Annotated in this window: 21 protein-coding genes and 1 pseudogene; 7 read left to right on the forward strand and 15 right to left on the reverse strand. The window is 71.3% G+C overall.

The window, feature by feature from the left end; genetic code table 11:
* Positions 1–47: 47 nt before the first annotated feature.
* Together AB0D04_RS06565 and AB0D04_RS06570 are read right to left on the reverse strand one after the other, a co-directional pair.
* Positions 48–599, reverse strand: coding sequence for a DinB family protein (locus AB0D04_RS06565; protein ID WP_362700020.1), 552 nt, complete (start codon positions 597–599; stop codon positions 48–50).
* Positions 600–654: 55 nt separating this feature from the next.
* Positions 655–2,115, reverse strand: a complete 1,461-nt coding sequence (locus AB0D04_RS06570) for an SDR family NAD(P)-dependent oxidoreductase (RefSeq protein WP_362700022.1) — start codon at positions 2,113–2,115, stop codon at positions 655–657.
* 171 nt (positions 2,116–2,286) lie between these two features.
* On the opposite strand from AB0D04_RS06570, the gene AB0D04_RS06575 reads away from it, so the two are divergent.
* Together AB0D04_RS06575 and AB0D04_RS06580 are read left to right on the forward strand one after the other, a co-directional pair.
* Positions 2,287–4,473 carry an FUSC family protein gene (locus tag AB0D04_RS06575; RefSeq protein ID WP_362700024.1) on the forward strand — a complete coding sequence of 729 codons (2,187 nt, stop codon included), beginning with the start codon at positions 2,287–2,289 and terminating at the stop codon, positions 4,471–4,473.
* Positions 4,474–4,533: 60 nt separating this feature from the next.
* Complete coding sequence (locus AB0D04_RS06580) at positions 4,534–5,694, forward strand: serine hydrolase domain-containing protein (protein WP_362700026.1); 1,161 nt, start codon at positions 4,534–4,536, stop codon at positions 5,692–5,694.
* Here AB0D04_RS06580 and AB0D04_RS06585 read toward each other — a convergent pair.
* Positions 5,658–6,365 carry a TetR family transcriptional regulator gene (locus AB0D04_RS06585; protein ID WP_362700028.1) on the reverse strand — a complete coding sequence of 236 codons (708 nt, stop codon included), beginning with the start codon at positions 6,363–6,365 and terminating at the stop codon, positions 5,658–5,660. The genes AB0D04_RS06580 and AB0D04_RS06585 overlap by 37 nt on opposite strands.
* Before the next feature lie 117 nt (positions 6,366–6,482).
* Between AB0D04_RS06585 and AB0D04_RS06590 the strand changes: the two genes are divergently transcribed.
* Both AB0D04_RS06590 and AB0D04_RS06595 read left to right on the forward strand, forming a co-directional pair.
* A complete protein-coding gene (locus AB0D04_RS06590; RefSeq protein ID WP_362700030.1) occupies positions 6,483–7,673 on the forward strand; it encodes a cytochrome P450 in 1,191 nt (396 codons plus the stop codon).
* A 6-nt stretch (positions 7,674–7,679) separates the two neighbouring features.
* Positions 7,680–7,898 carry a ferredoxin gene (locus AB0D04_RS06595; protein ID WP_362700032.1) on the forward strand — a complete coding sequence of 73 codons (219 nt, stop codon included), beginning with the start codon at positions 7,680–7,682 and terminating at the stop codon, positions 7,896–7,898.
* Between the two features lie 45 nt (positions 7,899–7,943).
* Here the strand turns inward: AB0D04_RS06595 and AB0D04_RS06600 are convergent, their stop codons facing one another.
* The 5 genes from AB0D04_RS06600 to hsaD are packed head-to-tail and all read right to left on the reverse strand — an operon-like array spanning position 7,944 to position 12,843.
* A complete protein-coding gene (locus tag AB0D04_RS06600; protein ID WP_362700034.1) occupies positions 7,944–9,617 on the reverse strand; it encodes an FAD-dependent oxidoreductase in 1,674 nt (557 codons plus the stop codon).
* The gene (locus AB0D04_RS06605) at positions 9,614–10,516 is read right to left on the reverse strand and encodes a MaoC/PaaZ C-terminal domain-containing protein (protein ID WP_362700036.1); all 903 of its coding nucleotides are present in this window, start codon (positions 10,514–10,516) and stop codon (positions 9,614–9,616) included. The genes AB0D04_RS06600 and AB0D04_RS06605 overlap by 4 nt, the downstream gene beginning before the upstream one ends.
* A complete protein-coding gene (locus tag AB0D04_RS06610; protein WP_362700038.1) occupies positions 10,516–11,022 on the reverse strand; it encodes a flavin reductase family protein in 507 nt (168 codons plus the stop codon). Before AB0D04_RS06610 ends, AB0D04_RS06605 begins: the two co-directional genes overlap by 1 nt.
* On the reverse strand, positions 11,010–11,906 hold the full coding sequence (locus AB0D04_RS06615) for a VOC family protein (RefSeq protein WP_362700040.1): 897 nt from the start codon (positions 11,904–11,906) through the stop codon (positions 11,010–11,012). Before AB0D04_RS06615 ends, AB0D04_RS06610 begins: the two co-directional genes overlap by 13 nt.
* Positions 11,907–11,949: 43 nt before the next feature.
* Complete coding sequence (hsaD, locus tag AB0D04_RS06620) at positions 11,950–12,843, reverse strand: 4,5:9,10-diseco-3-hydroxy-5,9,17-trioxoandrosta-1(10),2-diene-4-oate hydrolase (RefSeq protein WP_362700042.1); 894 nt, start codon at positions 12,841–12,843, stop codon at positions 11,950–11,952.
* A gap of 203 nt (positions 12,844–13,046) precedes the next feature.
* Here hsaD and AB0D04_RS06625 point away from each other — a divergent pair.
* Positions 13,047–13,619 (forward strand): annotated as a pseudogene (locus tag AB0D04_RS06625) (RNA-guided endonuclease TnpB family protein); the annotation flags it as partial.
* Between the two features lie 65 nt (positions 13,620–13,684).
* Here AB0D04_RS06625 and hsaA read toward each other — a convergent pair.
* Positions 13,685–14,860, reverse strand: a complete 1,176-nt coding sequence (gene hsaA, locus AB0D04_RS06630; RefSeq protein ID WP_362700044.1) for a 3-hydroxy-9,10-secoandrosta-1,3,5(10)-triene-9,17-dione monooxygenase oxygenase subunit — start codon at positions 14,858–14,860, stop codon at positions 13,685–13,687.
* A gap of 318 nt (positions 14,861–15,178) precedes the next feature.
* Here hsaA and AB0D04_RS06635 point away from each other — a divergent pair, with 318 nt between their 5' ends.
* Positions 15,179–16,057: an IclR family transcriptional regulator gene (locus tag AB0D04_RS06635; RefSeq protein ID WP_362700046.1), complete on the forward strand. Its 879-nt coding sequence runs from the start codon at positions 15,179–15,181 to the stop codon at positions 16,055–16,057.
* Positions 16,058–16,280: 223 nt separating this feature from the next.
* Positions 16,281–16,595, forward strand: a complete 315-nt coding sequence (locus AB0D04_RS06640; RefSeq protein WP_362700048.1) for a hypothetical protein — start codon at positions 16,281–16,283, stop codon at positions 16,593–16,595.
* A gap of 70 nt (positions 16,596–16,665) precedes the next feature.
* Here AB0D04_RS06640 and AB0D04_RS06645 read toward each other — a convergent pair whose 3' ends face one another.
* Genes AB0D04_RS06645 through AB0D04_RS06670 form a run of 6 tightly spaced genes read right to left on the reverse strand, consistent with a single transcriptional unit; the run spans position 16,666 to position 21,859 of the window.
* The gene (locus tag AB0D04_RS06645) at positions 16,666–17,691 is read right to left on the reverse strand and encodes a ferredoxin--NADP reductase (protein ID WP_362700049.1); all 1,026 of its coding nucleotides are present in this window, start codon (positions 17,689–17,691) and stop codon (positions 16,666–16,668) included.
* Positions 17,684–17,956, reverse strand: coding sequence for a hypothetical protein (locus tag AB0D04_RS06650; RefSeq protein WP_362700051.1), 273 nt, complete (start codon positions 17,954–17,956; stop codon positions 17,684–17,686). The genes AB0D04_RS06645 and AB0D04_RS06650 overlap by 8 nt, the downstream gene beginning before the upstream one ends.
* 10 nt (positions 17,957–17,966) lie before the next feature.
* Positions 17,967–19,103, reverse strand: coding sequence for a Rieske 2Fe-2S domain-containing protein (locus tag AB0D04_RS06655; RefSeq protein WP_362700053.1), 1,137 nt, complete (start codon positions 19,101–19,103; stop codon positions 17,967–17,969).
* Positions 19,100–20,170, reverse strand: a complete 1,071-nt coding sequence (dmpG, locus tag AB0D04_RS06660; protein ID WP_362700055.1) for a 4-hydroxy-2-oxovalerate aldolase — start codon at positions 20,168–20,170, stop codon at positions 19,100–19,102. Before dmpG ends, AB0D04_RS06655 begins: the two co-directional genes overlap by 4 nt.
* Positions 20,167–21,069, reverse strand: coding sequence for an acetaldehyde dehydrogenase (acetylating) (locus AB0D04_RS06665; RefSeq protein WP_362700195.1), 903 nt, complete (start codon positions 21,067–21,069; stop codon positions 20,167–20,169). Before AB0D04_RS06665 ends, dmpG begins: the two co-directional genes overlap by 4 nt.
* Before the next feature lie 7 nt (positions 21,070–21,076).
* On the reverse strand, positions 21,077–21,859 hold the full coding sequence (locus AB0D04_RS06670; RefSeq protein WP_362700057.1) for a 2-keto-4-pentenoate hydratase: 783 nt from the start codon (positions 21,857–21,859) through the stop codon (positions 21,077–21,079).
* Positions 21,860–21,966: the final 107 nt, after the last annotated feature.

The raw sequence follows: 21,966 nt of genomic DNA on the forward strand, positions 1-21,966 counted from the left end.
GGTCCGCCGCAGGTCAACTGGCTTTCGACGGCGGACCGTTAGGGATGCTACGCGCCCACCCGACCGTCGATCCGTTCGCGGAGCAGGTCGGCGTGGCCGTTGTGGCGGGCGTACTCCTCGACCATGTGCACCAGCACCTCACGCAGCGAGACCCGGCCCTCGCCGGTGTCCGCCACCGCGTCGAGGCTCGGGGCCCCGGCCACGTACCGGTCGGTGAACGCGCACTCGGCCCGCCACGCCTCCCATGCCTCGGCCACCACCGCGGGGTCGGCCACCGCGCCGTCGAAGTCTCCGTCGGGCTCGGCGCTGGACTGGAAGAGCCGCGGCGCCCGCTCCCCGGCCAGCACCCTCCGGAACCAGCTGCGCTCCACCTCGGCCATGTGCCGTACCAGTCCCAGCAGCGACATCGTGGACGGCTCCACGGAGCGCCGCGCCAGGTCGGCCGGGGCGAGGCCGGCGCACTTGAGCTCCAGCGTCAGGCGCTGGGTGCGCAGGAACTCGACGAGCGTGGCCCGCTCGTCGCCCAGGGAGGGGCCGTTCTCACGGGGGTCCCGGTCGGGCTCGATGAACACGTCGGCGCGTTTGCTCGGTCCGCTCATCCTTCAAGGATCGCGGTGGCGGGCCGGGCGCCGCCACCGCTTTTCGTGCGCGCGCTCACCACGCCGCAGGCGCGTAGTCCTTCAGGAAGCAGCCGTACAGGTCCTCGCCGAGCTCGCCGCGGACGATCGGGTCGTAGACCCGGGCCGCGCCGTCGACCAGGTCGAGCGGGGCGTGGAAGCCTTCCTCGGCCAGGCGCATCTTGTCGGGGTGCGGGCGCTCGTCGGTGATCCAGCCGGTGTCGACGGCGGTCATCAGGATGCCGTCGGTCTCCAGCATTTCGGTGGCGCTGGTGCGGGTGAGCATGTTCAGGGCCGCCTTGGCCATGTTGGTGTGCGGGTGACCGGCGCCCTTGTAGCCGCGGCTGAACTGGCCTTCCATCGCGGAGACGTTGACCACGTACTTGCGGCGGGCGGGCGAGGCCGCCATCGCCGGGCGCAGCCTGCTCACCAGCAGGAACGGCGCGGTCATATTGCACAGCTGGACTTCGAGGAGCTCGACGGGGTCGACCTGGTCCACCTTCTGGATCCAGCTGTTGGTGGCGTGCAGGTCGGGTACGAGGCCGCCGGCGTCGATCGCGGTGCCCGCTTCGATGCGCGCGGGCGAGGCGGATCCGGAGGTCAGGGCGAGGGAGGTGAGGTGCTCGGCGGTCAGGCCGCTTGCGCCGGCCGTGGCGGCGGGCAGGGCCGCGGGGGTGCCGCTGCCGAAGTGGCCGAGGACGAGGGAGGCGGGCAGTTCCCCGGCGGGGAGGGGGGCCGACTCGGCGGAGATCAGCTGTCCGTACGCCTCGGGGGAACGGCGCACGGTCTGTGCGGCGTTGTTGATCAGGATGTCGAGGGGGCCTTCGGCGGCGACCGAGTCGGCGAGGGCGAGCACCTGGGCCGGGTCGCGCAGATCGATTCCGACGATCTTGAGCCGTTGCAGCCACTCCGCGCTGTCCGGCATGGCCTTGAAGCGCCGGACGGCGTCGTTGGGGAAGCGGGTGGTGATGGTGGTGTGGGCGCCGTCGCGCAGCAGGCGGAGCGCGATGTACATGCCGATCTTGGCGCGGCCGCCGGTGAGCAGTGCGCGTCGGCCGGTGAGGTCCGTGCGGGCGTCGCGGCGCGCGCGGTTCTCCAGGGCGCAGGGGCGGCACAGCTGGTGGTAGAAGGCGTCGACCTCGACGTAGCGGCTCTTGCAGACGTAGCAGGAACGGGGACGTTCCAGGATCCCGGCTATCTCGGTCGTCACGGAGCTGGCCAGGGCCAGGCCCTGGGTCTCGTCGTCGATGCGGTCGGGCGCCCCGGTGGCGGTGGCCGCAGTGACGGCCAGGTCATTGGCGGTCTTGGCGGCCCGGCGCTCCTGCCGGCGGCGCTGCTTGACCTTGCGGTAGATCCCGGCGGTGGCGCGCCGTACGGCGATCGCGTCGGGGTGGTCGAGCGGCAGCGCGTCGAGTTCTTCGAGGACGCTCAGGCAGATCGCCATCCGCTCTGCGTCGATGCCCACGCCCTCGGTCCGGCCTTCTTGGGTCACCGTCATCGCCGCTGCGCTGCTTTCCTGTTTCCTGGGATTGTGTGTTCGAGCTTCGGCGGAACTGTACGTAGCCGGGGGCGGGTCCGCCAAACCCGGCCGGGCTCGCGCAAACCCGGCCGGGCTCGAGAGGGGCCCCGCTGTGCGCCGGAGGACCGGGCGGCCAATAGTGGAAGGGTGGTGCGTGGCGGACCTGGTCTGCGTGGGCACCGGGCCGTGGTGGGCAATGCGGCGCGGGTGACGGTTGCCGCCTGTGCCGCCTTCTATCTCTGCCGTTACGGGCTCGGCGCGCTGGTCATGTCCCTGTATGCCGCCTTCGCGGTGGTGGCGCTCGGCGCGCTCTCCCGGATTCCGGGATCGGGGCGGCAGCGCGCCGCCACCACGCTCATGGCGATCCCCGCGGGAATGGCGCTCGTCACCCTGGGGACGCTGCTGGCGGTGCGGACCTGGGCGGCCGTCGTCGGCATGCTGGTCATCGGCTTCATGGTCGCCTACGCCGGAATCGCGGGCCCCCGGATCGCCGGGGCGGCCCCCGGGATGCAGCTGCTGTACATCCTGCCGTGCTTCCCGCCGTACGCGCCGGACGCTCTCGACCAGCGGGTCTACGGGTTCCTGCTGGGGGCGGTGCTGCTGGCCGCGGCCCAGGTCCTCGTCCTGCCCGAGCCGGCGACGCCGTCGTTCCGGTCGCTGCTGGCCGACGCCGCCGAGGCGGCCGCCGCGCTGGCGGATCACCATGGCGGGCCCGCCCCCGAGCGGGCGCTGGCGCGGGCGCGCGCGGCCACGGACCGGCTGCGTCCCTCCCGCGTACCGCCCGCCGATCTCCCCGCCTCCCCCACCCTGAGGCACAAGGCCATGGCGCACGCCGCGGAGGCGGCCCGCACCCTCCTGGCCCAGCTGGCGGACCTGCACGCCGGGGCCGGAGCGCATCACTCGTACCGGGCGGAGACGGTGGTGTTGCTCCAGGGGATCGGCGACGCCGTACGGGAGGCGGCGCGTGCGCTGCGCGGCCAGGGGCCGCCGCCCTCCGCGGCAGCGCTGCAGGACGAGCTGGCGCCCGTACGCACCCGTCGGGCGGTGGCCGCGCTGGAGCGGCTCGGCGCCGACGACCGGCCGGTCTTTCTGCGGCGCCGGGCGCTGGCGGTGCAGGCGGCCGACTCCGCGGTGGTGCTGGTGCTGGCGATCCGGCTTCTCCTGGGGGACCGTACGGTCAACGAGGTCCGCGGCGGGCACGCCTTCTCGTATGCACGGTCGCGCGCCCCGGAGCTGTGGTGGCGGCGGCTGTCCGCGCACTTCACCCCGCGCTCGGTGATCTTCCAGAACGCCTGCCGGTTCGCCGTCGGCCTGGCCGCGGCGCGGGCCATCGCCGGGCTCCTCGACCTGTCGCACGGCTTCTGGGTCCTGCTGGCGACGCTGACGCTCACCCGGACGACCAGCCTCGAGACCCGCTCCGTGGTCCGGCAGGCGCTCGTCGGCACGCTGATCGGCGCGGTGGCGGCCGGGGCGCTGCTGGCGCTCGTCGAGGACCGGAACACGGTGTACGCGCTGGTGCTGCCGGTCGTGATGCTCTCGGCGTTCACCGTGGGGCCGCTGCGCGGGCCGGCCTGGGCGCAGGGCGGCTTCACGCTGGTCGTGGCGACACTGTTCGCGCAGGTCGCCCCCGTGACGTGGCACCTGGCGCCGACCCGGTTCGCGGATGTGCTCACCGGGAGTCTGATCGGGCTGGCATGCGGGGTGCTGGCCTGGCCGCGGGGTGCGGGGAGCGAACTGCGCCGGAGCATGGCGGGGGTGTGTGCGGCCGTCGCCGATGCGGTGGGGCGGACCACGGCGCGCGTCGTGGAACGGACCGGCAGCGACACCGGCAGTGGCGCCGACGACACGGCGCGCGCCGATATCGCCGCCCTCAACCGCGCCCTCCTCCTCGCCGAGGAGAGCCTGGCCCAGTACCAGAGCGAACCCCGCGAGGAGACCGCCCGGCAGCCGGACTGGCCGACGGTGCTCGCCGCCGGGGCGCACGCCCGGCGCGGGGAGCGGCTGCTGCCCGGCCGTCCCGGACAGATCACCGACCTGGCGGTCGGCGGCTGGCTGCGGCACGCTGCCGGGCAGACGGCGGACGGCTATCGCGCCCTTGCCGAGCACCTGCGTACGGGCGACGCCACAGCCGATCCGCTCGGCGACACCCACCCCCTCGACATCCGCGGTCTGTTGGCCGTCACCCCTCCCCCGCCGCCGGACGACGGCACGGGCCGGGACGCGCGCGCCGTATCCGCCGCGCTGCTCGTCGACTCGGTCATCTGGCTGGACGCCCTCACCGCCGACCTGCAGCGGATCCATGAGGCGATCGGCCGCCGGGCGCCGCGGGCCAACTGATCAACCTCCCGGCCGGGTCCGGCGTCTTTCCCGCCACACGGACTCGACCGGAGGAATGCCATGGAGCAGCGAGCCGCCCGCGCCGTCTTACTCGCCCTGACGACCGCCGTCGCGGTCGGGGCCGGCACCCTGACCGCCCCCGCCGCCCCCGCCCACGCCGCCGCGCGCGGTCACGACGCCACGAGGGCCGCGCTGCGGGCGGTGGTGGAGCGGGGCGGACTGCCCGGTGTCGCGGCCACCGTTCATGACAGCAGGGGGAGTTGGTTCGGGACGGTGGGATCGGCCGATACCGGTACGGGGCGCAAGTGGTCGGCCGGTGACCACTTCCGGGCGGCCAGCAACACCAAGATGTTCCTCGCGACCGTGCTGCTCCAGCTGGAGGCGGAGGGGAGGCTGAGCCTGACCGACACCGTCGAGAAATGGCTGCCCGGCGTCGTGCGGGGCAACGGGAACGACGGCCGCCGGATCACGCTGCGGCAGCTGCTCAACCACACCAGCGGCCTGTTCGACTTCTCCAACGACGCCGAATTCGGGCGGAACTCCTCCGGCAAGGGATTCCCGGAGCACCGGTACGACACCCACCGGCCGCAGGACCTGGTGGCGGTGGCGATGCAGCACCCGCCGGTGTCCGAGCCGGGCAAGGCTCCCTCGTACGCGAACACCAATTACGTCCTCGCCGGGATGGTGATCGGCGAGGTCACCGGCCATTCGTACGCCGAGGAGGCCACGCGGCGCATCATCAGGCCGCTCAAGCTGCACCGGACGTCGTTCCCGGGGACCGATCCGCAGCTGCCGGCACCGCATCCGGTCGCGTACTCCCGGCTTCATGACACGGCGCCGGACGCCCCCGTCCATGATGCGACGGAACAGAACATGACGTGGCTGGGCGCGGCGGGCGATCTGATATCCACCGGCGGTGACCTCAATCGCTTTCAACGCGCCCTGGTGACGGGCGCGTTGCTGCCCGCCGCCCAGATGAAGGAGATGTTCGACGACGGGGTGCCCGCGGGCGAGGGCTATACGTTCGGGCTCGGAATCGACTCGGTCACACTGTCGTGCGGGGTGACGGTGTGGGGGCACACCGGCCGCACCAACGGATCGGTGTCCGCGGTGGCCGGGACGCGGGACGGCAAGCATCAGCTGACGTTCGACATCAACGGCGACTGGCTGGTGGACGGCGAGCTCTACGGGAAGGTGATCGAGGCGGAATTCTGCGGCTGACCCGGCCCCTCCGGCCCGCCGTCCGGCAGCGCCTCCCGCGACGTCTGCGGCAGCCCTTCCAGCAGCGCACTCAAGGCGCCGCCGGCCAGGGCGCAGATCGTGTCCGGGTCGGCGCTCGCCAGTGGCTCCTTTCCGACCACCACTCGCATCAAGCCAATTCCCAGCAGCCAGGAGAGCGCCAGATCGGCCCGCAGATCGCCGTTGTCGGCGTTCGAGAGGGTCGCCAGCACGTCCGCGTACTCCTCGCCGAGCCCCCGCAGCGCCTCCGCGATCTCGTCGCTGCCGCCGATGGAGCGCAGGCAGACCTCCAGTGAGCGGTCCTTGGCCGTGCCGTCGCCGCCCTTGCCACCGCCGCCCCCGTCGTGACCGTCACCGGCGTTGTCGTCGAGCATGCCGCGGAGGGCGACCTCGAAGAGCCGCTCCGGCGGCGTGGTCCGCAGCTGCTCCTGGCCGCCGCGCGCCATCACCTCCCCGAACAGGGCTTTCTTCGAGCCGAAGTAGCGGAAGAGGAGGGCCTGGTTGGCGCCGGCGCGGGCGGCGATATCGCGTACGGTCGCGCGTTCATAGCCGCGTTCGGCGAACAGCTCCGACGCGGCGTCGAGCAACCGCAGCCGGGTGCCCTCGGCACCCCGGCGGTGTGCCTTCGCGGGATCCTCCGATGTCTCCCTCATGCACGACCACGCTCCTCTCCGACGACACGTCACCATGACGGCCGTAATGCGTCGTTGACCACCCCGCAGGGAGCGGCCTACCTTGTGTAAGCAGGTGCTTACATGAGGGAGGTCACCATGACCACGGCCGACACAGCACCACTCTCCTACCCCTTCAATACGCCCGAGAGCCTTGAGCTCGCCAACGAGTACGAGCAGGCGCGCAACCGTCCCGGACTGCTCCGGGTGCGGATGGCCCACGGGGAGCCGGCCTGGCTCGTCACACGGTATGCCGAGGCCCGGCTCGTGCTCGGCGATCAGCGGTTCAGCCGGGCCGACGCCGCACTGCACGACGAGCCCCGGCAGTCCGAGGCACGCCGCAACAGCGGCATCCTGGGCATGGACCCGCCCGACCACACCCGGCTGCGCTCCCTGGTCGCCAAGGCCTTCACGGTCCGCCAGGTCGAGAAACTGCGGCCACAGGTGAGGGAGTTGACGAACGATCTGCTGGACGAGCTGGAGGCGGCCGGGCCGCCGGCCGATCTGGTGGACCGGTACGCGCTGCCCATTCCCGTGGCGGTGATCTGCCGGCTGCTCGGGGTGCCGGCCGAGGACCGGCCGCGGTTCCGGGTGTGGAGCGATGCGGCGCTGTCGACCAGCTCGCTGACGGCGGCGGAATTCGATGCGAATCTGGAAGAACTACGCGCCTATATGGGCGAGTTGATCGAGGATCACCGGCGTGCGCCACGCGACGACCTGATGACGGCGCTGATCGATGCGCGGGATGTCGACGACCGGCTGTCCGAGCTGGAACTCGTCGATCTGTGCGTCGGGATCCTGGTCGCGGGCCATGAGACGACCGCCACCCAGATTCCCAACTTCGTGCTCGCGCTGCTGGATCATCCCGGGCAGCTGGCCCTGCTGCGGGAGCGGCCGGAGCTGATCGGCAGGGCCGTCGAGGAGCTGCTGCGGTTCGTCCCGCTGGGCAGCGGCGCCGGCCAGGCGCGCTACGCCAAGGAAGACATCGATGTCGGCGGCACGCTCGTACGGGCCGGATCGCCCGTACTCGTCGCCGTAGGGGCCGCCAACCGCGACGCCCTGCGCTTCGGCTCGCCGGGGACGCTGGACATCTCCCGGGACGGCAATCAGCACCTGGGTTTCGGGCACGGGGTGCACCACTGCCTGGGCGCGCCGCTCGCGCGACTGGAGCTCCAGGAAGCGATCGGTGCGCTCATCGGCCGGTTCCCGGGTCTGCGCCTGGCCGGTGATGTGGTGTGGAAGAGCCAGATGCTGGTGCGTGGCCCGCGGGTCATGCCGGTGGGGTGGTGAGGGCGGATGACGTGGAAAGCGGCGATCGATTCCCGGCAGTGCATGGCGTCGGGGATGTGCGCGAACATCGCGCCGGACCTGTTCGTCCTCGGTGAGAGCTACTCGCGCCCGGTGAAAGAGGAGTTCGAGGAGGACGAGCGGGCGCTGGACGCGGCCGACGTCTGTCCGGCCATGGCCATCAGCGTGTACAACGACGGGGGCGAGGTCATCGGCCCCCGCCCGTAGGACGGGCGCCCCACGCCGGGCGGGACCGGCGTGGGGCGCGCGGCGTCAGCGCGTACGGATCGTCTCGGCGAGGTGATTGACCGCCGACCAGCTGAATGTCATGGCCGGCCCGATCGTCGCTCCCGGTCCCGGATAGGTCTCCCCCATCGGTGCCGCGGACACGTTGCCGGACGCGTACAGCCCCTCGATCGGGCTGCCGTCCTCTCGGAGCACCCGCGCCGCGGTGTCAGTGACCAGACCGCCCTTGGTACCGATGTCCCCGGGGTGTACCGGGACGGCGTAGTAGGGCGGTTTGGACAGCGGGGCGAGGTTGGGGTTGGGGAGGGTCGGATCGCCGTAGTAGCGGTCGTAGACGCTGTCGCCGCGATGGAAGTCGCCGTCGCGGCCCGCGCGGGCGAACGCGTTGAAGCGGTCGATGGCGGCGTTCAGGCGCTCGGGGGCGGCGCCCGTCAGCCCGGCCAGTGCGGTGATCGAGTCCGCCTTCTTGATGAAGCCGCCGGCCAGCCATTTCTTGGGGAACGGCTGGCCGGGGAAGAGGCCCATGAAGAGGTAACGGGACTTGGCGCGGGCATCGAGGATCAGCCAGGAGGGGACGGTGGACGCTTCGGGGGTGTCGTGCGCGTACATCGCGTCGAGGAACTCGCTGTACGGCGCGGCCTCGTTGGCATACCGCTCGCCCGCCTGGTTGACGATGACCATGCCGGGGATGCCGCGGTCGGCGACCAGGAAGAAGGGGCGTTCGCCAGGGGGTACGACGGAGGGGGCACCCCAGACCTTGTCCAGGAGGTCGGTGGCGGCGCCCGCCTCGATGCCCAGTTCCAGTGCGTCGCCGGTCTGCCCCGCCGCGGCCGAGGACCAGGCGGTGGAGGTGGGGGCCGGCAGATGCTTCTCACGCAGCCGCTGGTTGTGGGAGAAGCCGCCGGCCGCGAGGACGACGCCGCCGGTTGCGCCGACGGTGACCTCCTTGCCGTCGAGGCGGACCCGTATGCCGGTGATCCGGCCGTTCTCCTCCACCAGGGCGGTGAGCGGCGCGGACAGCCACAGGTGGCCGCCGAGGGTGTCGAGCGAGTGCCGCATCCGGGCGATCAGCGCCTCGCCCAGGGACAGCGGTCTGCTGCGGGTGGCCAGTGCCTTGGCGGCGCGCAGGCCGACCTTGACGGAGGTACGGCGGCCGGCCCAGGTGCGGGCCACCATGTTGAGGTGGCGGAAGTCATGGCTGGTGATGGTCAGCCCGTACGTGGGCAGGCCGGCCCGGCGCATGGTGCGGCGCGCTTCGCCGCCGAGCCGGTTGAAGTCGAAGATGGCCGGTTCGATGGACCGGCCCTGCGGATAGCCGCCGAGCCGCTCGGGGAAGTAGTCGCAGTAGCCCGGCGTGTAGACGAACTTCACCTCCGTACGGTCGTGGAACTCGCGGACCATGCGCGGGCCGTCGCTCAGGTAGGCGTCCTTGAGGGCGGCCGGTACGCGGTCCCCGACGGTCGCGTCGAGGTAGGCGCGGGCCTTCTCGCGGGTGTCGCCGAGGCCCGCCGCGTCCAGGTGGAAGTTGCCCGGTACCCAGATGGCGCCGCCGGACAGCGCGGTGGACCCGCCGTAGCACTCGGTCTTCTCCACGACCAGGGCGGTCAGGCCCCGTAGCCGGGCGGTGAGGGCCGCGGCGAGACCGGCCGCGCCGGATCCGACGACCACGACGTCGTAGGTGTGGTCCCAACTCGTGCTCATCGGGGCTCCGTTCGGTGCGGCGGGCGGCGCAGGGTGACGCTCGCTTCGGTCAGTACCGGCGCCTCGTCGCGGTCCGCCGCGCTCGCGCGGAACAGGAAGCCGCCGGCGTCCGGGGCGCGCCAGAGGTGCAGCCGCAGGGTCTCGCCGGGGAAGAACACCCCGGCGAAGCGGGTGCGGCAGGCGGTGATCGCGGTGGGGTCGCCGTGCAGCAGCCGGTCGGTGAGGACCTTGACGGCCGTGCCGAAGGTGCACAGGCCGTGCAGGACGGGCCGGTCGTAGCCGGCCTTGCGGGCGGTGGCGGGATCGGCGTGCAGCGGGTTCCAGTCGCCGGTCAGGCGGTAGAGCAGGGCCTGTTGGCGCAGGGTGGGCACATCGAAGACATGGTCGGGTGCCCGGTCGGGGACGGGGGTGCGGCGGGCGGGGCCGCGGTCGCCGCCGAAGCCGCCGGCGCCGTGCACAAAGATCTGGTTGCGCTGGGTGAGCAGGGGCCGGTCGTCCTCGTCGTACAGGGTGGATTCCTGGACGATGACGGCGGCCCTGCCCTTGTCGTACACGGCCGGAACATGGGTGACGGCGGTGGCCCGGGCGGCGGCGGGCAGCGGGCGGTGGACGGTGATCTCCTGGCCGCCGTGCAGCGCCTGGGCGAGGTCGAAATCGGCTCCGGGCAGGTCGAAGACCTGGAAGCCGATGCCGCCGGTGCCTCCCGCGACCGTGCCGAAGGTGGGCAGTACGGTCAGGCCGCGGGTGTGCCGCTCATAGACATAGGCCAGTTCGCGCTCGTCGGTCTCGGGGACGCCCGCGCCGAGGGCGAGGTGGTAGAGCCGCACATCGCGGTCGTCCCAGCTCACCTCCGTACGGACGGGCGGCGCGGCGGTGAGTTTCGCTGCGTCGAGGGGCATCAGAACGCTCCGGCGGCGTAGGCGCTGCGGAAGTAGAGCAGCGGCGATCCGTCGTCGCGGGCGGCGAGTGCGCGGACCCGCCCGGTGACCACGAGGTGGTCGCCCGCCTCGTGGACGGCCTCCAGCGCGCAGTCCACGATGGCCAGGGCTCCCTCGATGTGCACCGTTCCGTGCGGCGACGTATTCCAGTCGATGGCGGCGAACTTGTCCGGGCCGGACCTGCCCAGTGCGGCACAGGTGTCCCGGTGCTCCTCGGCAAGGATGGAGACGGCGAACCGTCCGATGGCCTCGATCCGGGGCCAGCTGGTCGAGGACTTCCCGACGCAGAGCATGATCAGTGGCGGGTCGAGGGACAGCGAGGCGAACGACTGGCAGGCCAGGCCGGCCGGTTGGCCGTCGTCGCCGAGGGTGGCGACGACGGTGATGCCGCTGGCGAAGCGTCCGACGATCTCGCGGAAGGCGGCCGGATCGATCGGCCGGTCCCTCGGTGGGTTCAGCCGTTCCACTGGTGGCCCCAGAAGCTGTCGGAGGTGATCTCCTTCGCCGTCCAGGTGGCCGGGTCGACGATCAGGCCGTCCCAGCCGTACTCGACCTGGAAGCCGCCGGGGGCCTGCGCGTAGAAGGACACCATGTGGTCGTTGGAGTGCCGGCCCAGCGAGGAGGCGATCGGGATGCCGGCCTTGTTCATCCGGTCGAGGCAGAAGCCGACGTCGTCGAGCCTCTCCAGCTCGACCATGAAGTGGACGATGCCGGGCGGCAGGGCGCCGGGGTAGAGGCCGAGGCTGTGGTGGCGGGCGTTGGGGCTGAGGAAGTTCATCCAGTAGAAGTCGCGGCCCGGCTCGCCGGTCGGGACGGCGACCGGCGGCAGCTTCATCCGGTCGCGCAGCTGGAAGCCGAGCAGGTTCTCGTAGAAGTCGACGGCCGTGTCCATGTCGGGTGCGGGCAGCACGACATGGCCGAGGCCGAGGTGGTCGCCGGTGACGAAGCGGTTGCCGTACGGGGTGCCGAGCGGGGTGTGGTCCTGGGCCTGGCCCCAGTAGATCTCCAGGGGGTTGCCGGCCGGGTCGGCGCAGTGGATCAGGCCCTGGACGCGGCGTTCGGCCAGGGTGGCGTCGTCGGCGTGCTTGACGGCGACGCCGGCCGCCTCGAGTTCGGCGGCGGCCTCGGCCAGCGCCCTGGCGCCCGCGACCTCGAAGCCGGCGGCGAGGAGCCGGTCCTGGTCGCCGGCGACGAAGGAGAAGCGGCGGATGCGGTCATCGATACGGGCGTGGAGCACCTCGTCCGTGGTGCCCTCGGCCTCGGTCATGCCGAGGATGTCGAGGACGTAGCCGCGCCATTCGGCGAGCTTGGCGGTCTCGATGCGCAGATAGCCCAGAGAGCGAATGTCCATGGTGAAGTCCCTCGGTGGTTCCGGTGGCACCCAGTGCGGGCACTCAGTGCGAGAAGAAGTCGATGGCGAGGCGGTTGAACTCGTCGAACCGCTCCGTCTGTGCCCAGTGGCCGCAGTGCGGGAAGACGTGCAGCCGCGCGTCGGGGATGGTCTTGAGGGCGACCAGCGCCCCGTCGAGGGGGTTGGTGCGGTCCTCCCGGCCCCAGGTGATCAGCGTGGGGTGGGTGATGCGGTACGCCTCGCGCCACAGCATGGTGTCCTGGGGCCACTTGGCGAACGAGGCGCCCATCCGGGCGGTGCCGAGCCGGGCCTGGGGGTCGATGGCCTGCGCGTAGCGCTCCTCGACGAATGCGTCGGTGACGATCGCCGGGTCGTACGCCATCGTCAGCAGGAAGTCCCGCATCTGTTCGCGGGTGGGCTCACCGGAACCGTTTGCGGCATGGAAGGCGAAGAGCTTCTTGATGCCCTCGGTCGGGTCGGGCGAGAAGAGGTTGACGGAGATGCCGCCGGGGCCCATCAGCAGGAGCTTGGCGACCTTGTCCGGGTGGTCGAGGGCGAGGCGGGTGGCGGTGCCGCCGCCGAGCGAGTTGCCGATGAAGTGGGCTTGTTCCAGGCCGAGTTGGTCCATCAGCGCGGCCACGGCATCGGCGGCGAAGGAGAAGAAGTCCTTGTCCGGCTCGGGCTTGTCGGACGCGCCGTAGCAGGGCTGGTCGATCAGCAGCGTACGGAAGTGCTCGGCGAAGACGGGGAGGTTGCGGCCGAAGTTGGACCAGCCGGAGGCGCCGGGGCCGCCGCCGTGCAGCATGATCACCGCGGGTGCGTCCTGCGGCCCCGCCTCGTTGTAGTGCAGGGTCAGTCCGCCGGCCTTCGCGGTCCTCGAGGTGCTCTCGTAGGTGCTTTTGTGGGCGCTCTGGTCACTGCTGTCGTAAGTTGTCACCACATTCCTCCGAGAATGCCCCGGTCTTCAGGCCGGGGTGGGGGTACCGCCCGGTTGCGGGGGAGAATCGGACTCCTGCGGAGCAGGGCAGAGGTGGCCGGACCGCCGCCAGGGCGATCCGGCGTCCACCCCGCAACGGGGCGAGGCAGCCCACAACGATCAAGAGCTCTCAACTGTCAGTCCTCCCAGGTAGGTTCGGGTTCATGACGACACCAGCGCAGACGGCGGAGGAGTCCGGGCACACCCGGTACACCTACCGTGTGCGCCTGTCGGCATCGGCCAGGACCGCACTCGAAGCCGAGTGGGACCGGTGAATGGGGTCTCCCCTGCTCGAGCGGAGCCGAGAGCTTGGGGAAGGGTGTGGAACGAATACGTCGCGAAGTCGAAGGCCATGCACCAGCACAATCGGGCGACCGGCGAAAAGGTGACGTGTGGTCCGGCCCAGCTCGACAAGATGCTGACCGAGGCCCGACGCGTGAGCCGTGGCCGGCCGAGGGCGCATCGGTTCCTCAGCAGCAGCTCATACGCGACTTCGCGAAGTCGCGGGCCAAAGCGCTCAAGGACATCAAGGCCGATTGCCGATGCGGCGGCGCGCCGGGATGCCCCGCTGGAAGAAGCAGCGCGAAGCCGACCCGAGCCTGAACTCCACCCAGCGCGGCTTCCGTTTGAAGGACGGCCGCCTGCACCTTGCCGGCGGGATCGTGCTGTGCGTGGTGTGGTCGCGGGACCTTCCCAAGCCCCCGTCCAGCGTGCGCGTGTACCGCGACGGCATCGGAGTGCGCGCCCGCCGGGCCGCAGGCAACGTGAGCCAGGAATCCCCCTCGTCCACGAGGGGGAGGAGTCAAAGCATCGTGTCCTGGATGTCGATACCGAGCGCGCCCTGGCCGAAGAGGACCAGCGCCCGCTCGGGGTCGTTGGCGGCGTGGCCGCGGCCGGTGTGCACATCGCGCCAGGCCCTCTGGACGGCATTCGGGCCGGTGCGCATGGCGCTGCCGCCGGCGTTCTCCATGAGCAGGTCGACGGCGCCGACGGCCCGTTCGGTGGCGAGCACCTGGTCGCGGCGGGCACGGGTGCGCAGCTCCATGGGAAGCGCCTCGCCGCGCACCGCGAGCTCGTACAACTCGCCGACATTCCGGGTGAGTTGAAGCCAGGCGGCGTCAATGTCGCTCGCCGCGCGGGCGATCCGTACCTGCGCGAACGGATCCTCGGCCACCTTCTGACCGTACGAGACCCGGAACCGCTCCCGTGTGGCGGCGACATAGCCGTCGTACGCGCCCTCGGCGATGCCGACGATCGGGGTGGAGATGGTGGTGGTGAAGACGGCGGCGTACGGCAGCCGGTAGAGCGGTTCGGGGTGGACCTGGTGGCCGGGACAGTCGAGCGCGCTGACCGGGCCGAAGCCGAGGGCCCGGTGTTCGGGGACGAAGACGTCCTCCATGACGATGTCGTTGCTGCCGGTGCCGCGCAGGCCGACGGTGTCCCACACGTCGACGATGCGGTAGTCGCCGCGCGGGACGAGGAAGGTGTAGACCTCGACCGGCTTGCCGTCGTCGTCGGTGACCAGGCCGCCGAGCAGCGCCCAGTCGGTGTGGTCGCAGCCGGAGGAGAAGTGCCAGCGGCCGGAGACCCGGAAGCCACCGCCGACCGGGGTGACGTCGGTGGTCGGGGCGTACGAGGAGGAGATTCGGGTGTGCGGATTCTCGCCCCACACCTCGTCCTGGGCACGCCGGTCGTAGAGCGCGACGTGCCAGGGGTGGACGCCGACGACGGAGGCGACCCAGCCGGTCGAACCGCACGCCCTGGCTATCTCCTTGACGCAGCGGTAGAAGACCAGCGGGTCGGCGGCCAGTCCGCCGTAGGCCTGGGGCTGGAGCAGCCGGAAGAAACCGGTCTCCTCCAGGTCCTTGATGGACGTATCGGGCACCTTACGGAGCGCCTCGGCCTCCGCGGCACGCTCGCGCAGGGCCGGGGCGAGTTCGCGGACCGCTGCGAGTACATCGTCGTCGCGCATGCGCATCCCCTCTCGGGTCGTACGGGATGAGCCCCTGCCGCTCCGTCCCGCGGCAGGGGGTAGAGGGAACCTACGCTTTACTATTCCGAAACGAAATACCCTCTTCCCACTCAGCGGGAGGGCTGGCAGTCTCCCCCGCAACCCCGGAAAAACCTGGTCACGGCCCTGCACCGGTTCCATACCAGGGACGCATCGCCGGGGCGCTCCGCCGTTCGTGTCCGCCGTTCCGTGTCCGCCGTTCCGTGTCCGCCGTTCTGTGTCCGCCGTTCTGTGTCCGCCGTTCTGTGTTCCGACGTTCCGTGGGATTCCGTGGGAGGTATGCCGATGACGCAGCAGCCCCTCGAGGGCGGCTGCCCGCCGCCGTCGCTGCTGGAGAAGGCTGCGCGGGTGATGAGCGCGTTCAGCAGTGCGAACCCGCGGCTCACCCTGACCGAGGTCGTCGAGCGCTCGGGGGTCCCCAGATCCTCCGCGCACCGCATCCTCGACCAACTGATGCAGCTTCGCTGGCTGGAGCGCGAGGGCCGTGCCTACCGCCTCGGCATGGGCATGCTCGAACTCGGCGCACTGGCCTCCCACCACCACCGCCTGCGCCGCGCCGCCCTCCCCCACCTGCACGAACTCCACGAATCCACCGGGCATCTGGTGCACCTCGCGGTGTTGGACGACGCGGAGGTCGTCGTGGTGGAGCGGATCGGCGGGGCGATGGACACCGCGGTGCCCTCTCGGGTCGGCGGCCGGCTGCCCGCGTACTGCACCGCGGCGGGCAAGGCGATCCTGGCGTTCAGCGACGACGCCGTGGTGGAGCAGGTCGTACGGCGCGGACTGCGGGCCCGTACGCCGCGCACCATCAGCCGTCGGCAGGGGCTGCACAGCGAACTGGTCGCGGCACGCGAGCGCGGGGTGGCCTTCGACCGCGAGGAGGCCTACCGGGGCGTCTCGTGCGTGGCCGTGCCGCTGCGCGGGGCGGGCCGGGCGATCGCCGCGATCTCCCTGTCCGGCAACGGCGCGCACCGCGAACTGGACCGGCTGGTGCCCGCGGTGACGGACTGTGCGCGGGCGGTGTGGCAGTCGCTGTTCGGACCGGGGCGCCGGGCAGGCAAACCGAACCGCCCGCCCCGGCCCACCGCCCCCACGGGGCCGCGGCTGTCGCCGGCCGCGATGGACAGCACCATGGCGTGGATTCGCGACAGCGAGTGGCTGTGAGGCCGTCGAGGTGTACAAGGATCACCTCGGCTCAGGGCCGCCTGACTCAGGGCGTGTCCCACGGATCGGCCGGCAAGGCATGCGTGCCGGACATCGATCGGCCCCGTCAGGACTGAAAGGCGGACGGGCAGCACTGCCTTCGGCGAATTCCGTTTTCTCGCGGCCCTTCCATGGAATAATCCGAACATACTGCGAGGATTTCAGTGAGTCGGGGGGCTTGCTCATGAGCGGTACGTCACGGTCGCACCAGAACAGCGCGGAGTCAGGGGACACCACGCCTGAACCGGAGCGCCACAAGGTGAAGAAGATCGCGCTCCGGCCGCCCTCTCCGGGACCGCTGCCCGAGGGCAACCCCGAGCGTTCCGGCGACGAGCACCCCGACCCCCTCGCCTCGCTGCTGGCCAAGGTCAACAACGGGGAGGCCATTCCGACTCCCGGAGGCAGGGCGGGCAGCGAAGACCGCGACCTCCATGACGAGGAGTGGCGGGCACACGATCGCCACGGCCCCTATGGACAAGGGCGTCGCCGCAGGAATTGACACGACTCCGGCGGAGCCACCGCCGGATCGACGCGGGTCACCGTGCCGTGGAAGACGCGCTATTGGTGAGCTACGAGTAGGTGATCTCGACGCGGTCGGTGCGGGGCACGCTCTGGCAGGCCAGGACGTAGCCGTCCGCGAGGTCGGTCGCATCGAGCACCTCGTTGCGGGCCATCTGCACCTCGCCCTGCACCACCCGGCAGGTGCAGGCGGCGCAGGCGCCCTCGCGGCAGGAGTACGGGGCGTCGACCCCGGCGGCGAGAAGCGCGTCCAGGAGGGGGGTGTTCGCCGGCCAGTTGATCTCGTGGGTTTCGCCGCCCAGTTCGACGTGGGCCGTGCTGCCGGGGGCGTCCGCCGTGTCCCCGGCCGGTGCGGGCGGCGTCGCGAACACCTCGCCGCCGAGGGAGAAGAACCGTTCGCGGTGCAGCCGCTCGCGGGCGGCGCCGAGGCTGCGCAGGGCCGCCTCGGCGGCGTCCATCAGGGGCTGCGGGCCGCACAGGTAGGTGTCGCGGCCGGCGTACGGGGTGAGCGTGGCGGCCAGCCGGTCGGTGGCGGGCAGGCCCTGGAGGCTCTCCAGCCAGTGGAGCACCAGGAGCCGGTCCGGGTAGTCCTCGGCCAGCTCCCGTAGCTCCTCGCGGAAGATGACGCAGGATTCGGCGCGGTTGGCGTAGAGGAGGACGAGCCGTCCCCGGCCGTGGGTCAGAACGGATTTAAGGATCGACATCACGGGGGTGATGCCGCTGCCGCCGGCGATGAACAGCAGGTCCGCGTCCAGGCCGGGCGGGGTGAAGGTGCCGCCGGGCGGCAGCACCTCGAGTTCGGTGCCCGGGGCGGCGTGGTCGCACAGCCAGTTGGAGCCCAGGCCGCCGGTGACCCGTTTGACGGTGATCTTCGGGGGTTCGCCGGTGTGCGGGGAGCTGGCGAGGGAGTAGCAGCGGGCGGCCGTTTCCCCGTTCGCGCCGGGCAGCTTGAAGGTGAGGAACTGGCCAGGTTTGTACGGCAGTTGGGGTGAGGTCTCGAAGACCAGGGAGCGGGCGTCGGCGGTCTCCTCGATCACCTCGGCGATCACCAGCCGGTGCGTACGCGGCTCAGCCATCGGTCACCGCCACGGTCGCGTACACACCGCCGGCCTGCTCGGCCTCGCGCGTGCCGTCGACCGTCAGCGCCCCCTCCTCGACGGCGCGGGCGATGGACTCACGCAGCGCGTCGCAGGAACGTACCCGGGCGCTCGGCTCGCCGGCCGCCACCCGTGCGCGGATCCGTGGGCAGGCCTCGGCCGCGTCGTCGGTCCACTGGACCTGGGTGTGGGCGGGGCTGAACTTCTCGCACCGGACCTGGTTGCCGCAGGCCCCGCATGCCACGGGCCGCATCTCAGGACCCGGCCGCGCGGCGGGCGAGGTTGTCGGCCACCTCGGCCTGCCAGGCCGCGTTGGCCCGGGTGGTGTCGATCTCGAATTCGAAGCGGCGCACCATCTCGTCCTTGACCTCGGCGACGTTCACGTAGAACTGCTCGTACCAGCGGCGGAGTTGGTAGACCGGGCCGTCCTCCTCGGTGAGGAGCGGGTTGTCGATACGGGTCTTGTGCTGCCAGATCTCGACGTCCTGCTCGAAGCCGACCTTGAGGCCCTCGGAGGCGAGTCGGGCGGCTTCGGCGGCCTGGTCGTCGGTCATGCCGGGGAGTTTTCTGACGCTTGCGCCGTACATCAGCAGGAAGCTGTTCTCGTCGATCGGATAGTGGCAGTTGATCAGGACGGACTCCATCTCGACACCGCCGCCGACGTCGGTCCAGAGCCTGTCGATCATGTAGGAGGGGCCGTAGTACGAGGCGTCGGAGCGCAGTTCGCCGGTGGAGGAGAGGGTGCCGAGGTCGATGTCGCCGCGCGGGGTGGACTCCATGTACTGGGTGGCGACATGGCCGTCGAAGATGTTCTTGAAGTAGGTCGGGAAGGAGTAGTGGATGTAGTAGAAGTGCGCCATGTCGACGACGTTGTCGACGATTTCGCGGCAGTTGGAGTTTTCGACGCGGAGGGAGTTCCAGGACCAGTCGGACCAGTCGGCGCTGCCGACGCCCGCTATCTCCGGGATGGTGACCTCGGGCGGCGGCGGGTTGCCCTCGGGGTCGTGCCACACGTAGAGCTGCTGGTTGCGTTCGAGGCAGAGCCAGGCGCGGGTGCGGGCGCGGGGCGGGACGCGGCGGGCGTACGGGATGCCGGCGCAGCGGCCGTTGCCGGACCAGCGCCAGTCGTGGAAGGGGCAGGCGACGGCGTCGCCCTTGATGGTGCCGCGGGCGAGGTTGCCGCCCATGTGGGGGCAGTAGGCGTTCAGGATGTGCAGTTCGCCGTCGTCGGCGCCCTGGAAAACGACGAGTGTGGTGCCGAACGCCGTGATCTCGTGCGGCATGCCGTCCTTGAAGGTGTCGGCGAGGCCGAGACAGTGCCAGCCCCGGGCGAAGCGGGTGGGCGGCGCGGCCGCCTCGATGACACGGGCCTCTTCGTTGAGTGCGGTCATCGCTGCTCGCCCTTCTGCTGGTGTGCCGCGAGTTCGACGGCGATGTCGATGAGCTGGTCCTCCTGGCCGCCGACGAGGCGGCGTTCACCCGCCCGCAGCAGGATGTCGGCGCCGGAGACGCCATAGCGTTCGGCCTGCTGGTAGGCGTGCTTGAGGAAGCTGGAGTAGACGCCGGCGTGGCCCATCAGCAGGGCGAGCCGGTCGAGTTGGCATTCGTCGTCCATCACCGGGCGGACCACGTCCTCGGCCGCGTCGATGATCTTCAGTACGTCGATGCCGGTGCGGATGCCCATCTTGGCGCAGACCGCGGCCAGCGCCTCGACGGCGGTGTTGCCGGCGCCCGCGCCGAGGCGGCGGGTGGAGCCGTCGATCTGCAGGGCGCCGGCCTTGATGGCGGCGATCGAGTTGCCGGTTCCCAGGGCGAGGTTCTCGTGTCCGTGGAAGCCGACCTGGGCGTCGTCGCCGAGTTCGGCCACCAGGGCCGCGACCCGGTCGGTGACCTCGTCCATGACCATGGCCCCGGCCGAGTCGACGACATAGACGCACTGGCAGCCCGCGTCGGCCATGATGCGGCCCTGCTGCGCCAGCTTCTCGGGGGTGGTGGAGTGGGCCATCATCAGGAAGCCGACGGTCTCCAGGCCCATGTCGCGGGCGAGTCCGAAGTGCTGGATCGAGATATCGGCCTCGGTGCAGTGGGTGGCGATACGGCAGACGCGCGCGCCGTTGCCGTGGGCGGCCCGGATGTCGTCCTTGACGCCGAGGCCGGGCAGCATCAGGAAGGCGATCTTCGCTCGCAGGGCGGTGTCCACGGCGATCTTGATGAGCTGTTGCTCGGGGGTTTTGGAGAAGCCGTAGGTGAAGGACGAGCCGCCGAGTCCGTCGCCGTGGGTGACCTCGATGACGGGGACGCCCGCGCCGTCGAGGGCCGCGACGATGGACCGTACGTCCTCGCCGGTGAACTGGTGCCGCTTGGCGTGCGAGCCGTCGCGCAGCGAGGAGTCGGTGACGCGGATGTCGAGCGTGGCGGAGTAGGAGGGGTGTGTCGCTGTGCCGGAGTACGTCCTCATGCCTGCATGCCCTTCGCGAACTCCTCGCCGACCTTGGTGGCGGCGGCGGTCATGATGTCGAGGTTCCCGGCGTACGGCGGCAGGTAGTCGCCCGCGCCCTCCACTTCCAGGAAGATCGCGACCCGTGCCTGTCCCCCGCTCGCCGGTGTCGGGTCGTCGAACTGCGGCTCGCTGCGCAGCCGGTAGCCGGGCACGTAGCTCGCCACCTGCTCGGCGACCTCCTTCACGGACTGGGCGATCGCGGCCCGGTCGGCGTCTTCGGGGATCGCGCAGAACACGGTGTCGCGCATGATGACAGGTGGCTCAGCCGGGTTGAGGATGATGATCGCCTTGCCGCGCCCGGCGCCGCCTATGGTCTCGATGCCGCGCGAGGTCGTGCGCGTGAACTCGTCGATGTTGGCGCGGGTTCCTGGCCCGGCGGAGACCGAGGCGACCGAGGCGACGATCTCCGCGTACGGCACGGGAACCACCCGCGACACCGCGTACACCATCGGGATGGTGGCCTGGCCCCCGCACGTGATCATGTTGACGTTGGGCTCGGCCAGGTGCTCGCGCAGATTGGCGGGCGGCACGACCGCCGGACCCACCGCGGCCGGGGTCAGGTCGACCGCCATGATGCCGAGCTCGGCGTAGCGCGGGGCGTTGGCGCGGTGAACGTAGGCGCTCGTGGCCTCGAAGACGATGTCGGGCTTCTCGTCCTGCGCGAGCAGCCAGTCGACGCCCTTGTGGCTCGTCTCCAGGCCCGCCCGGCGGGCCCTGGCGAGGCCCGCACTGTCGGGATCGACGCCGATCATCCAGCGGGGCTCGACGAGTGCGGAGCGCAGCAGCTTGTGGAGCAGGTCGGTGCCGATGTTTCCGGATCCGACGATCGCGGCGGTCGCCTTGGTCTTGCTGGTCATCATCACCTCAGATGAACGAGAGGGAGACCGGGCCCAGCCCGGTGAACTCGGCGGTGAAGGTGGCTCCGGCCGTGACCTCGACGGCGCGGGTGCAGGAGCCGGGCAGTACGAGGTGGCCCTTGCGCAGGGGCACGCCGAAGCGGGCGACGGTGCGGGCGAGCCAGGCGACGGAGACGGCCGGGTCGCCGAGGACGGCGTCGCTGCGGCCGGCGGCGAGCGAGCGGTCGTCGTCGCGCAGTACCGCCTCGATCGCCTTGAGGTCCACCTCGCGCGGGTCGCGGCCGTCGCCGATGACATATCCGGCGGAGGAGGCGTTGTCGGCGATGGTGTCGGGCAGGGCGATCCGCCAGTCGCGGATCCGGCTGTCGATCAACTCCAGGGCGGGTACGACGCGTTCGGTGGCGGCGAGCACATCGGCGGCGTCGCATTCCTCGCCCGGAAGATCGTCGCCGAGGACGAAGCCGACCTCGACCTCGATGCGCGGGGCGCAGTAGCGGGTGACGGGTACGGGGCGGTCCTGGTGCAGTTCCATGCCGTCGAGGAGGTGGCCGTAGTCGGGTTCGTCGACGCCCATCATCTGCTGCATGACCGGGGAGGACAGTCCGACCTTGTGTCCGGTGACGGTGGCGCCGGAGACGCACCGCTGCCGGATGTTGATCAGCTGGATCTCGTAGGCGTCCTCGGCGTCGATGCCCGGGAAGATGCCGACGAGGGGGGCGACGGGGGTGCCGCTGCGCTCGGCGTCGCGCAGCAGTTCTGCCGCGAGGTGCCGTTGGCGGTCCGTGAGCATGGGGTGGTCCTCCGCAGGGCGTTGGTTCGTCCGGGGAGGCTAAGCGGGGCGGCGGGCGGGCGGGGAGCGCGCGTTCCCGCTGAGCGGGAACTCGGCTCCGCGGCGTT

Source organism: Streptomyces sp. NPDC048483 (assembly GCF_040651455.1).
Taxonomy (GTDB): domain Bacteria; phylum Actinomycetota; class Actinomycetes; order Streptomycetales; family Streptomycetaceae; genus Streptomyces.